Source organism: Streptomyces poriticola (genome assembly GCF_036689765.1).
Lineage (GTDB): Bacteria > Actinomycetota > Actinomycetes > Streptomycetales > Streptomycetaceae > Streptomyces > Streptomyces poriticola.
This window is the reverse complement of the sequence record NZ_JBAGKH010000002.1, coordinates 340,993-353,378: the sequence shown is the minus strand read 5'-3', so window position 1 is coordinate 353,378 and position 12,386 is coordinate 340,993. Positions and strand designations below refer to the sequence as shown.

The window sequence follows — 12,386 nt, the reverse complement described above, 5'->3', positions numbered from 1 at the left end:
GCTAGAAGTACCCCTCGCGCTTGCGGTCTTCCATCGCGGCCTCGGAGAGCTTGTCGTCGGCCCGGGTGGCGCCGCGCTCGGTGAGACGCGAGGCGGCGATCTCGGCGATCACCTTCTCGATGGTGTCGGCGTCGGAGTCGACCGCGCCGGTGCAGGACATGTCGCCGACGGTGCGGTAGCGGACCTGCCGCTTCTCCACGGACTCGTCGTCCTTCGGCCCGCCCCAGTCGCCGGCGGTCAGCCACATGCCGCTGCGGGCGAACACCTCGCGCTCGTGTGCGTAGTAGATCGCGGGCAGCTCGATGCCCTCGCGGGCGATGTACTGCCAGACGTCCAGCTCGGTCCAGTTGGACAGCGGGAAGACCCGGACGTGCTCGCCGGGGGAGTGGCGGCCGTTGTACAGGTTCCACAGCTCGGGGCGCTGGCGGCGCGGGTCCCACTGGGAGAACTCGTCGCGCAGGGAGAACACCCGCTCCTTGGCGCGGGCCTTCTCCTCGTCGCGGCGCCCGCCGCCGAAGACCGCGTCGAACCGCTCCGCCTGGATCTTCTCGGTCAGCGGCAGCGTCTGCAGCGGGTTGCGGGTGCCGTCCGGGCGCTCCTTGAGCACGCCCCGGTCGATGTAGTCCTGCACGGAGGCGACATGCAGCCGCAGCCCGTGCTTCTCGACGGTGCGGTCACGGTAGTCGAGGACCTCGGGGAAGTTGTGCCCGGTGTCCACGTGCAGCAGCGCGAACGGGACCGGCGCCGGGGCGAACGCCTTCAGCGCCAGATGCAGCATGACGATGGAGTCCTTGCCGCCGGAGAAAAGGATCACCGGCCGCTCGAACTCGCCCGCCACCTCGCGGAAGATGTGCACCGCCTCGGACTCCAGCGCGTCCAGGTGGGACAGCGTGTACGGACTGTCGGTCTCCTCGTCGGTGACGGTCGCGACGGAGGTCGTCATGCCAGTCCCCTTTCAGTGAGCAGGGCGTACACCGCCGCGGCGGACTCCTGGACGGTCTGGTTCTGCGACTCGATGCGCAGGTCGGGCGTCTCGGGCTGCTCGTACGGGTCGTCGACGCCGGTGAGCCCGGTCAGCTCGCCCGCGGCCTGCTTGGCGTACAGGCCCTTGACGTCCCGTACCGAGCACACCTCCACCGGCGTGGCCACATGCACCTCGACGTACGCGGTGCCGTTCGCCTCGTGCCGCTTGCGGACCGCGTCGCGGCTGTCGGTGTACGGCGCGATCACCGGGACCAGCGCCGTGACGCCGTGGCGGGCGAGCAGCTCGGCGACGAAGCCGATGCGCTGCACGTTGGTGTGCCGGTCCTCGCGGGAGAAGCCGAGGCCCGCGGAGAGGAACTCGCGGATCTCGTCGCCGTCGAGGACCTCCACGCGCCGGTCCTCGGCGCGCAGCCGCCCGGCCAGCTCGTGGGCGATCGTGGTCTTGCCGGCGCTGGGCAGGCCCGTGAGCCAGACGGTGGCTCCGCTCGTCACGTGGTTCTCCTGGGTCCGATGATGGGTCGTCGTCATCCGTGCAGCCCGCACTCGGTCTTGCTCAGGCCCGACCAGCGGCCCGCCCGGGCGTCCTCGCCCTCCAGCACACGCCGGGTGCAGGGAGCACAGCCGACGGAGGCGTAGCCGTCCATCAGCAACGGGTTGGTGAGGACTCCGTGCTCGGCGACGTAGGCTGCCACATCTTCCTGTGACCATCGCGCGATCGGGGAAATCTTCACTTTCTGCCGCTTCTCGTCCCATCCGACGACCGGGGTGTCCGCCCGGGTCGGGGACTCGTCGCGGCGCAGTCCGGTCGCCCAGGCCACATAGTTCTTCAGCCCCTCCTCCAAAGGCCGCACCTTGCGCAACGCGCAGCACAGGTCGGGGTCACGGTCGTGGAGCCGCGGCCCGTACTCCGCGTCCTGCTCGGCGACCGTCTGCCGGGGGGTGAGGGTGATGAGATTGACGTCCATCACGGCTTCGACCGCGTCCCGGGTGCCGATGGTCTCCGGGAAGTGGTAGCCGGTGTCGAGGAACACCACGTCCACGCCGGGCAGGGCACGGGAGGCGAGATGGGCGACGACCGCGTCCTCCATGGACGAGGTCACGCAGAACCGCCTGCCGAAGGTGTCCGCGGCCCACCGGAGTATCTCCGGTGCGGTGGCGTTCTCCAGTTCACGGCCCGCCTGCTCGGCGAGCGCCTTGAGATCCTCGGTGGTGCGCTCTTCCTGTACCGCGGTCATATGGGTTCCCCTCCCGTGGAATCGGCCTGCAGCCCCCGGGCGAGCAGCCCGAGGAACTTCAGCCGGAAGGCGCGGTTGCACGCCGCGCACTCCCAGGCGCCGTGGCCCTGCTCGTTCGGCCGCAGGTCCTCGTCGCCGCAGTAGGGGCAGTAGAAGGGGGCAGCGCGCTCACTCATGAGAGGGACTCCTCGCTCGCCCGGGCGGCCCAGGCGGCGAACCGCTCGCCGTCCTCGCGCTCCTCCTGGAAGCGCTTCAGCACCCGCTCGACGTAGTCCGGCAGTTCCTCGGAGGTCACCTTCAGACCGCGCACCTTGCGGCCGAAGCCCGCCTCGAGGCCGAGGGCGCCGCCGAGGTGCACCTGGTAGCCCTCGACCTGCTCGCCCCGGTCGTTCATGACCAGCTGGCCCTTGAGACCGATGTCCGCCACCTGGATACGGGCACAGGCGTTCGGGCAGCCGTTGATGTTGATGGTGATGGGCTCTTCGAACTCCGGGATCCGGCGCTCCAGCTCGTCGATCAGCGAGGCGCCGCGCGCCTTGGTCTCGACGATGGCGAGCTTGCAGTACTCGATGCCGGTGCAGGCCATGGTGCCGCGCCGGAACGGGGAGGGCCGGGCGGTGAGGTCCAGCGCCTCCAGGGACTCGACCAGCGAGTCGACCTGGTCCTCCGCGACATCGAGGATGATCATCTTCTGTTCGACGGTGGTCCGCACCCGGCCGGAGCCGTGCGCCTCCGCCAGGTCGGCGATCTTCGTCAGGGTGGTGCCGTCCACCCGGCCGACACGCGGGGCGAAGCCGACGTAGTGGCGGCCGTCCTGCTGCCGGTGCACCCCGACGTGGTCGCGCCAGCGCTCCACGGGCTGGGCCGGGGCCGGTCCGTCGAGCAGCCTGCGCTTCAGGTACTCGTCCTGCAGCACCTGGCGGAACTTCTCCGCGCCCCAGTCGGCGACCAGGAACTTCAGGCGGGCCCGCGTGCGGAGCCGGCGGTAGCCGTAGTCGCGGAAGATGGAGATGACGCCCTCGTAGACGTCCGGGACCTCCTCCAGCGGGACCCAGGCGCCGAGCCGGACGCCGATCTTGGGGTTGGTGGAGAGGCCGCCGCCGACCCACAGGTCGAAACCGGGGCCGTGCTCGGGGTGGTCGACACCGACGAAGGCGATGTCGTTGATCTCGTGCGCCACGTCCAGCAGTGGCGAGCCGGAGACCGCCGACTTGAACTTGCGGGGCAGGTTGGAGAAGTCCTTGTTGCCCACGATGCGGCGCTGGATCTCCTCGATGGCGGGGGTGCCGTCGATGATCTCGTCCGCGGCGATTCCGGCCACGGGCGAGCCCAGGACCACGCGGGGGGTGTCGCCGCAGGCCTCGGTGGTGGACAGGCCGACGGCCTCCAGGCGGTTCCAGATCTCGGGCACGTCCTCGATCCGGATCCAGTGGTACTGCACGTTCTGCCGGTCGGTGATGTCGGCGGTGCCGCGCGCGAACTCCTGCGAGATCTCGCCGATGACGCGCAGCTGCCGGGTGGTCAGCCGGCCGCCGTCGATGCGGACGCGCAGCATGAAGTAGCTGTCCTCGAGCTCCTCCGGCTCCAGCACCGCGGTCTTGCCGCCGTCGATGCCGGGCTTGCGCTGGGTGTACAGGCCCCACCAGCGCATCCGGCCGCGCAGGTCGTTGGGGTCGATCGAGTCGAATCCGCGCTTGGAGTAGACCGTCTCAATACGTGTCCGCACATTGAGACCGTCGTCGTCCTTCTTGAACTGTTCGTTGCCGTTGAGCGGGGTGAAGTGACCCGCGGCCCACTGACCCTCGCCGCGGTGACGGCTCACCTTGCGGCGGGGAGTCGCGGCGGCGGGGTTCTGCGGGGTGGCGGCCATGGATGACACGTCCTTCGGGACCGGTGGAGAGAAGCGCTGACCTGCGCGGCGCAGGCGCAGGTGCAGTCCTGCGCGGCGCTGCGCGGGGATGCGAACGAGGCGGGGGATTTCCGGGCTGCTGGGGCTGCTGGGAGTGCTCTCAGCGCGCCGGACAGATGGCGCTGGACATGCGGCCGAGGTCGACGTGGCGCCGACTCACCAAGGCAATTCCAGTTCCAGGCATGACGGAAGCCTGGCACGGCGATCTGGACACAGTCCAGCTTTGTCCAAAATGCGGACACCCTTGTCCCGTACTACGAGACAAGAGTGTCGTCGGTCACACCAGGTCAGGCGGGGAAGGCTCCGGGCCAGGGGCCGGGCGTCGGCACCTCGGGCTCCTCCTCCAGCTTGGTGTCGAACAGCCGGAAACCGCGGCGCTGGTAGTTGTCCATCGCGTACTCGCCGTCCTTGCTGCAGGTGTGCAGCCACACCCGCTTGGTCGGGGACAGCTCCGGCCAGCGGTCGGCGAGGTCCCATGCGCGGGCGGTGCCGGACGACAGCAGATGGCCGCCGATACGCCGGCCCCGGAAGGCCGGGATCAGCCCGAAATACTCGATCTCCACGACGCTGTCCTCGCCCGGGGACAGCTCCACGTACCCGGCGGGCGTGCCGCGGTCGTAGGCGACCCAGGTCTCCACGCCCGGCCGCCGGAGATGCTGCTGCCACTGTGCGTACGTCCAGCTCAGCCGGTCGGTCCAGCGGATGTCACCGCCGACGGAGGCGTACAGGAAACGGCTGAACTCGGGCGAGGGCACCTCGGCGCGGACGATCCGCACGTCCCCCTCCGGCCGGGCCGCCGGCAGCAGGTCGCTCGGCGCGGTCTGCTCCAGCGACCAGGTGGTCACGGCGATGTTGGTCATACCGGTCAGGGAACCATCCGGCGGCCCGCGCTGTCGACCGTCCGGGTGAGCGGCCGGTCGGCTCCGTGGGTGAAGTGTCCGGCGGCTATCCGAGGGACCCGTCGACCGAGGTCAGCGGCATCGCGAAGAGGACCCGGCCGGCCTGGGACCAGACCTCGCCGGTCCCCGGCCGGTACGACAGCGGCCCCGCCCCCGGACTCCAGCAGCGCTGTGAGCGGTCGGCGCCGCACTCCGCGGCCCGGGTGCCGCCGGTGTCCTGGCGCACCAGGGTCCCGCGGCCGTCCGGTCCGTCCCCGGCCGCCCGGCCCAGATACCACTCGGCCCGCGCCTGGCCGGGCGGGCGGTGGGCCAGCACGCCCCGGACGCCGTCCGCTCCGGTCTCGTACGCCTCCCGCGCGTCCACCCGGCCGTCCGCCTCGGCGGCCGGCAGCCCCGCGCGAGACGGGTCCGTGCTGAAGGCGTACCGCCACAGCCGGGTGGGGCGCTCGCCGTCCGGCGGCACCCACTCGCCGGCGACCAGGCCCGGCGGAGTGCTGCCGCGGTCCAGGGCGAGCGTGTACGGCCGCGCCGCGCCGACGCCCTCGGACAGCCGGTACGCGGCGACCGCCGGCAGTACGTAGGGTTGGCCGAGCGCCGCCCAGCCGCCGGGCACCCGGCCCACCGCGTCGGCGTCGGCCGTGGTGCGCAGGATGCGGTCCAGGTCGTACACGTACAGTGCGTTGCGGTCCCCGGTACCCCCGGTGACCAGGAGTTTGTCCTGGTGGCGGACCATCCCGGTGACGGGGGAGGCAAGCCCCCGGTAGTCGTCGCCGCCGTCGACCGGGACGACGAGGAGGGCGGAAGTCCGGCGCGGACGGTCCTCCTCGCCCGCGTCCCCGGCAGCGTCCGGGGCGCCCGCGGCGACCAGGTCGACCCGGGCCAGGCCCCGGCCCGCCGGACCGCCCGTCTCCCGGGACCACGCCGAGACGATCACCGGGTCCGGCCCGGGGGAGCCGTCGCTGTCACCGGAGGCGGCCACCGCCCCCGGGCGCCAGCCCCGGGTGTCGGCCTCGTCCCAGCAGTAGGCCCGGGTGGCGGCGGGTGCGACCGGCAGCGCACGGCGCTCCCCGGCGGTGCACTCCGCGGTGCCGCGCAGCGTGCGGTCCGCGGTGCCGAGCACCGTGGCGACGTCCAGGGGTGATCCCATCGCGGAGGAGAGCCGGTCCAGCCAGCGCTGCGGCACCCGGTGCTCGGTCAGCCGCATCGGCGCCCGCTCCGAGTGGGACAGCAGCGGCTTGAGCCGGCCGGGGTCGTCGGCGACCGTGGCCTGCGAGGCGCTGATCATCGTGGCGGCGCCGGTCAGCGCCAGGGCAGCGCCGGCCAGCGCTGCCCGCAGCGCTCTGCCCCGCCTGCGCCGGCGGTGTCTGCCGCGATGCTTCATCCCACCTCCACGGGCACCGGGGTCAACTGCGTCCGACGGTCCGCGTGTTGACCGAGAAGCGGTGTGGCGGTCCGAAGGGCGATGTTACGGCAGGGGAGTGCGTCCGCGGACGCGGACGGTGCAAATACGCGGAAGAAACCGCGTTCCGGTGCCATCCGCACCGGAACGAGGCCGCCGTCCGGATGTCGGCTGCGGCGACGGTGTAGGTCGCAACCGAGCCCCGGCCGGACGACTGGCCGCAGCCGCCCGGCTGCCGCGCCCGGACCCTCCACCGCGCCACCCGCGCCGGAACCGGGGTGCGTGTCGGGTGTCCGGCCGTCACCGGGGCGGTGGGTTGCGACTGGTGCGGCGAGCTGCGGTGACGCTGGCGTCGGGGTGCGCCGGAGCCGCAGCCGGGTGACCGTGGCTGAGGCGGGTGGCCGCCGGGGATCCGGTCGTCGCACCGGGCGGCCCGGGTGCTGCCGAGGTGGCGGGCTGAAGTCGGGTCGCGGCCGGGTCGGTCCGGGTGGTGCCGGGTCGTCACCGGGTGGGTGAGGGTCCTCGGCGGCCGGCCACCACCGGAGACGTCGACTGGGGGAGCAGGTCGTGGGGATCCTCCGGGAGCAGCAGTTCGACCTCGGCGTCCTCGCAGAAACGATACGGTCGGTGCTCCAGGAACGCCCCGAGGTACCGCCGTACCCGCGACATCTCCGCCCGCACCGTCACGGTGCGGCCCGGGTCGCCGAACAGGTCCGCCGCCAGCCCCGCCGCGCTGCGGCCGGTGCGCTGCACCGCCAGCAGATACAGCAACTCGGCGTGCCGCGGACTGAGTTCATGCACCCAGGACCCCGCCCCGGCCCGCACCTCCATCGACCAGCGCCGCGGCTGCCGCAGATCCAGCACGATCCGCGCGGCCCCGCACGGGCCCGCCTCCTCCGGCGCCGCGCGCACCAGCCAGCCGTCGGCCAGCGGCTCCACGGTGCACGCACCGAGCGTCGGGAGCCACCGCGGCCCGGCCGCAGACCCCCTGGGCAGCGCCACCCGGTTGGTGTACGGCATCCCCGTCACCGCCGCGGTCCAGCCGTCCCGGTCCACCACCACGGCCCGCCCGCCGATCCGGGCCAGCACCGGTGCGGCCACCGCCCGGAGCCGCTCCAGCGACCGCACATGCAGCTCCCGCAGCCGCGCCTCGGCGAGTTTGGCCACCGAATCGACCCAGGCGAGCGTCGCCGGATGCATCGTCTCCAGCGGCCCGCTCACATCGACCACGCCGATCAGCCGGCCGTCACGCGGATCGGTGATGGGCGCGCCCGCGCACGTCCAGGTGGCGTGCGACTGCACGAAGTGCTCGGAGGCGAACACCTGCACCGGCCGCCGGGTGACCGCCGGGGTGCCCACGCCGTTGGTGCCCACGACCTCCTCCCGCCAGTCCGCGCCCGGTTCGCACCCGAACCCGTCGGCCTTGCGCAGCACCGGCGAGCTGCCCTCCCGCCACAGCACCCGGCCCTCGGCGTCGGCGACCACCATGATGTGGTGGGCGACGTCCGCCACCGACAGCAGACCCTCCCGCAGCACCGGCAGCACCTGCCGCAGCCCCGAGGCCTCCCGCCGCCGCTCGACCTCCTCGCGCGGCAGCAGCCCGGACCGGAAGTCGTGGTCCGGGTCGACGCCGCTGCGCAGCATCCGCGCCCAGGACTGCTCGATCACCGGGCGCGGCGCCACCGGCGCCTGTCCGCCGGACAGTCTGGCCGAGCGCACCTCTCTGAGCACCCGGGCCGCACGCGTGGCGTCCGCGGCGGCGAACTGCGTCATGTCCATCGGCGAGAGCGCCACTGGTCCTCGTCCCCCTGCGGAGTCCGTACCCGTCGTCCGTCTCATGCTGAGTCCGTGAGTGAGTCCGTCCCATAGTGACCGCTTGCCACTGTGCCATGTGCGCAGTCCACCCGTAGTCACCGGCAAGTTGCAACCCCTTGCAACTCTGGTGACCGGGCACGTGGTTGGCCGAAACTTGAGCAGCGCCGTCCCGAGCGGCGCGCACGCGGCCTCGAAGGCCCAGTGAGGCGGGGGTGGTGCCGTGTCGGCGCAGCACCACCCTCGTTTACGCCCCCCGCGCGCGACGAGCGGAACGCGCCCCCGCCGTGCGCGGCTTCCGGGCGGTCAGGACACCGGCCGCGCCCGCTCCACCACCGACGCCAGATCCAGCGACGTCGGCAGCGCGCCGAACGCCGCGCCACCGTCGCCGCCGAGGCGCGAGGCGCAGAACACGTCGGCGACCTCCGGCGGCGCATACCGCACCAGCAGCGCCCCCTGCAACACCAGCGCCAGCCGTTCCACCAGCCGCCGTGCCCGGCCCTCGGCGTCCGCCAGATCCGCCAGCTCGGTCAGCAGATCCTTGATCGCCGCGTCCAGCCGGTGATCGGCGCCGCGCGCCCGCCCCACCTCGCTCAGATACGCGTCGAGCGCCGCCGGCTCCCGCCGAAGAGCCCGCAGCACATCCAGCGCCTGGACGTTGCCCGCGCCCTCCCAGACCGAGTTCAGCGGCGACTCCCGCACCAGCCGGGGCAGGCCCGACTCCTCCACGTACCCGTTGCCGCCCAGGCACTCGGCGGCCTCCACCGCCACCGGCGCACAGCGCTTGGTCACCCAGTACTTCGCCGCCGGCACCGCCAGCCGCAGCAGCGCACGCTCCCGCTCGCCGCCGTCGTCGCAGGCCGCGGCGAGCCGCAGCGCCAGCGTCGTGGCCGCCTCGGACTCGATCGCCAGGTCGGCCAGCACATTGCGCATCAGCGGCTTGTCGATCAGCCGGCCGCCGAACGCCTCCCGGTACGTGCAGTGGTGCACCGCCTGCGCCACCGCTTGCCGCATCAGCCCCGCCGACCCCAGCACACAGTCCAGCCGCGTCGCCGCCACCATCCCGATGATGGCGGCCACCCCGCGCCCCTCCTCGCCCACCCGGCGCGCCCAGGTCCCGGCGAACTCGACCTCGGCGGAGGCGTTGGACCGGTTGCCCAGTTTGTCCTTCAGCCGCTGGATCAGGAACGGGTTGCGGGTGCCGTCGGCGAGCACCCGCGGCACCAGGAAGCAGCTCAGCCCGCCAGGCGCCCGGGCCAGTACCAGGAAGCCGTCCGACATCGGCGCCGAGCAGAACCACTTGTGCCCGGTCAGCTCGTAGCCGCCGTCCTCGGCCAGCGGCCGGGCGGCAGTGGTGTTCGCCCGGACGTCGCTCCCGCCCTGCTTCTCCGTCATCCCCATCCCCAGCAGCGCACCCGCCTTCGACCGGGCGGGCCTGAGCTCACGCTCGTACACCGTGGAGGTCAGCAGGGGCTCCCACTCCGCGGCGAGCGCGGGCTCCGCACGCAGGGCGGGCACGGCGGCGTGGGTCATCGACAGCGGGCAGCCGACGCCCGCCTCGGCCTGCGTCCACATCAGGAAGGCGGCGGCGCGCCGCACGTGGCCGCCGGGCCGGTGCCAGGCCGCGGTCAGCCCCGCGGCGACACCCTTGCCGAGCAGCCGGTGCCAGGCCGGATGGAAGTCGACCTCGTCGATGCGATGGCCGTAGCGGTCGTGGGTGCGCAGCCGGGGCGGGTTCTCGTTCGCCTCGGCGCCCCACCGCTGCACCTGCGCCGATCCGCAGCTGCGGCCCAGCCCCGACAGCTCCTCGCGGGCCGTGTCGTGCAGCTCGGGCGGCAGATGCCGGTGGACCGCGGCGGACAGGGCCCGGTCGGCGGTGAAGACGTCGTACCCGACGAGCGGCGGGGGCTGGTTCGACCCGGTGCGGGTGCTGCTGCCTGCCATGATGCGAACCTACCGCTCGGCCTCCGGGGTGGGTGGCGCCCCGCGCGGCGGATATACCTTTAGGACGTGCAGCAGCCAGCAAGTGAACCCCCCGAGCGGCCCTCCGGCCGGCTCCACCGGGCCCGCGCCCTCTACCGGAACGTCTCCAAGCGCAGGACGGCCTGGCTGCTGCTGAAGGACACCGTCAACTCCTGCATGGAGTACCGCATCCTGGGCCTGGCCGCGGAGGCCGCGTTCTTCACGCTGCTGTCGGTACCGCCCCTGCTGCTCAGCGTCATCGGACTGCTCGGTTACGTCGACCTGTGGACCGGCGCCGACACCACGCAGAGCGTGCGCGCCAACATCCTGGACGCCTCCCGCGCGGTGCTGTCCGAGCGCGGTGTGGAGCAGATCGCCGAGCCGATCCTGGACGACGTGATGAAGGGCGGCCGGCCCGACGTCATCTCCCTCGGATTCCTGTTCGCCCTGTGGTCCGGCTCCCGCGCGGTGAACGTCTTCATCGACACCATCACCGTGATGTACGGCCTCGACGGGGTCCGGGGCATCGTCAAGACCCGCCTGCTGGCCTTTCTGCTGTTCCTGGTGGCCCTGCTGATCGGCTCGGTGGCGCTGCCCCTGATGGTCGCCGGGCCGGACGCGGTGGTGCGGGTCGTTCCGTGGTCCGCGACCGTCGTCCAGGTGCTGTACTGGCCGGTCGTCATCGTCCTGTCGATCGCCTTCCTGACCACGCTGTACCACGTATCCGTGCCCGTGCGCTCGCCGTGGATCGAGGACGTCCCCGGCGCCCTGGTCGCCCTGGGCATGTGGGTGCTCGGCAGCTTCCTGCTGCGCATCTACCTCACCAGTACCGTCGAGGGCCCCACCATCTACGGCTCACTGGCCGCGCCCGTAGCCGTACTGCTGTGGATCGGTGTGTCCGCGTTCGCCGTGCTCGTCGGCGCCGCCGTCAATGCCGCCATCGACCGGGTCTGGCCGGCCGCCGCCACAGCCGCCGCCCGCGAGGCCAACGAGCGGCAGCGCCGGGCGCAGGTCGCCGAGTACGTGGCCCGCACCGCCGAGAACGGCGACGCGGACCCGGACATGCCGTCCGAGTTCCCCGAGCGCTGGTCCCGCTTCCTGCCCCCGGAGGACGTCACCTCCCGGCTGCGCACCCACGCCCGGCACCACCCGCACCACGACAAGCGCGACCCCTCGTAGCCGAGCCGAGCGGCGCCGAGCCGAGCCGAGCCGTGTCGCGCCGTGTCGCGTCGAGCCGTGCCGTGCCGTGTCGCGCCGCGTCCCCCCTGGCCCGGGGCCCGGGCTCACCCCGCCCAGGTCCCCGCCGCGGCGGCCTCCCGCACGAACGCGCCGAAGTCCCGCGGCGCCCGCCCCAGCACGCTGCCCACCCCGTCCGAGACATGGGCGTTGCGCCCGTCCAGCAGCGACGCGAACAGCTCCACCAGGAACTCCGCCTCCCCGGCCGGCACCCCGAAGGCCGCCAGCTGCCCGCCGTACTCCCGGGCCGGCACCGCCCGGTACGCCAGGGCCCGCCCCGTCTCCCGCGCGATCTCCGAAACCGCCTCCCCGAACGACAGCAGCCGCGGCCCCGACACCTCCAGCACCTCACCCGCGTACCGCTCCCCGCCGGTCAGCGCCGCCACCACCACCTCCGCCACGTCCCGCAGATCCACGAACGGCTCCCGCACGTCCCCGGCCGGGAACACCAGCTCCCCGCGCTCCCGCAGCTGCGCCGCCAGCGGCCCCTCGCTGAAGTTCTGTGCGAACCACGAGGACCGTACGACCGTCCAGTCCGCCCCCGCGTCCCGCACCGCGTCCTCGGTGGGCCGTGCCTGCTCCTCGCCGCGCGCCGACAGCAGCACCAGCCGCCGTACGCCGAGCCGCGCGGCCTCCCGCGCCAGCGCGCCGACCTCCTCGGCGGCGCCGGGGGCACCGACGTCCGCGGGGTGGACGAGGAAGGCGGCGCCGGCGCCGCGCAGCACATCCGCCCAGGTCGCCCGGTCCCGCCAGTCGAAACCGCCGGCGCGGGACGCGGGCCGGACCGCAAGCCCGGCCGCCCGCGCCGCCTCGGCGACGCGGCTCCCGGCCCGCCCGGAGGCGCCGGTGACGACGACGGTCGTCGGTGTTTCCCGGGTGTCTCGGGTGTCCCGGTTGTCCCGGCTGTCCTCGATGGTTCCCGTGATGTCGCCCGTGTTCCGTGTCATGCC

12 protein-coding genes are annotated in these 12,386 nt (G+C 73.2%); 1 reads left to right on the top strand and 11 read right to left on the bottom strand.

Annotated elements, in window-relative coordinates:
- Position 1: 1 nt before the first annotated feature.
- From cysD to V5O46_RS04225, 10 genes are all read right to left on the bottom strand, one after another.
- On the bottom strand, positions 2–943 hold the full coding sequence (cysD, locus tag V5O46_RS04265) for a sulfate adenylyltransferase subunit CysD (protein ID WP_332883035.1): 942 nt from the start codon (positions 941–943) through the stop codon (positions 2–4).
- A complete protein-coding gene (gene cysC / locus V5O46_RS04260) occupies positions 940–1,512 on the bottom strand; it encodes an adenylyl-sulfate kinase (RefSeq protein WP_332883034.1) in 573 nt (190 codons plus the stop codon). The genes cysD and cysC overlap by 4 nt, the downstream gene beginning before the upstream one ends.
- Entirely contained in the window at positions 1,509–2,219 is a 711-nt protein-coding gene (locus V5O46_RS04255) for a phosphoadenylyl-sulfate reductase (RefSeq protein WP_332883033.1), read from the bottom strand. Before V5O46_RS04255 ends, cysC begins: the two co-directional genes overlap by 4 nt.
- A complete protein-coding gene (locus tag V5O46_RS04250; RefSeq protein WP_332883032.1) occupies positions 2,216–2,395 on the bottom strand; it encodes a hypothetical protein in 180 nt (59 codons plus the stop codon). Before V5O46_RS04250 ends, V5O46_RS04255 begins: the two co-directional genes overlap by 4 nt.
- A complete protein-coding gene (locus V5O46_RS04245) occupies positions 2,392–4,089 on the bottom strand; it encodes a nitrite/sulfite reductase (RefSeq protein WP_332883031.1) in 1,698 nt (565 codons plus the stop codon). The genes V5O46_RS04250 and V5O46_RS04245 overlap by 4 nt, the downstream gene beginning before the upstream one ends.
- 139 nt (positions 4,090–4,228) lie before the next feature.
- On the bottom strand, positions 4,229–4,312 hold the full coding sequence (locus V5O46_RS31805; protein ID WP_310887545.1) for a putative leader peptide: 84 nt from the start codon (positions 4,310–4,312) through the stop codon (positions 4,229–4,231).
- A 103-nt stretch (positions 4,313–4,415) separates the two neighbouring features.
- Positions 4,416–4,988 (bottom strand): GNAT family N-acetyltransferase, encoded by a 573-nt coding sequence (locus tag V5O46_RS04240; protein ID WP_332883030.1) that lies wholly within the window; start codon positions 4,986–4,988, stop codon positions 4,416–4,418.
- A gap of 85 nt (positions 4,989–5,073) precedes the next feature.
- Positions 5,074–6,408, bottom strand: a complete 1,335-nt coding sequence (locus V5O46_RS04235; RefSeq protein ID WP_332883029.1) for a hypothetical protein — start codon at positions 6,406–6,408, stop codon at positions 5,074–5,076.
- Between the two features lie 519 nt (positions 6,409–6,927).
- A complete protein-coding gene (locus V5O46_RS04230; RefSeq protein WP_332883028.1) occupies positions 6,928–8,205 on the bottom strand; it encodes a GAF domain-containing protein in 1,278 nt (425 codons plus the stop codon).
- A 339-nt stretch (positions 8,206–8,544) separates the two neighbouring features.
- A complete protein-coding gene (locus V5O46_RS04225) occupies positions 8,545–10,182 on the bottom strand; it encodes an acyl-CoA dehydrogenase family protein (protein WP_332883027.1) in 1,638 nt (545 codons plus the stop codon).
- A 66-nt stretch (positions 10,183–10,248) separates the two neighbouring features.
- Here V5O46_RS04225 and V5O46_RS04220 point away from each other — a divergent pair, with 66 nt between their 5' ends.
- Positions 10,249–11,379, top strand: a complete 1,131-nt coding sequence (locus V5O46_RS04220) for a YihY/virulence factor BrkB family protein (RefSeq protein WP_332883026.1) — start codon at positions 10,249–10,251, stop codon at positions 11,377–11,379.
- 104 nt (positions 11,380–11,483) lie between these two features.
- On the opposite strand, the gene V5O46_RS04215 is transcribed toward V5O46_RS04220, so the two are convergent.
- Positions 11,484–12,383, bottom strand: a complete 900-nt coding sequence (locus V5O46_RS04215; RefSeq protein WP_332883025.1) for an NmrA family NAD(P)-binding protein — start codon at positions 12,381–12,383, stop codon at positions 11,484–11,486.
- Positions 12,384–12,386 lie beyond the last annotated feature (3 nt).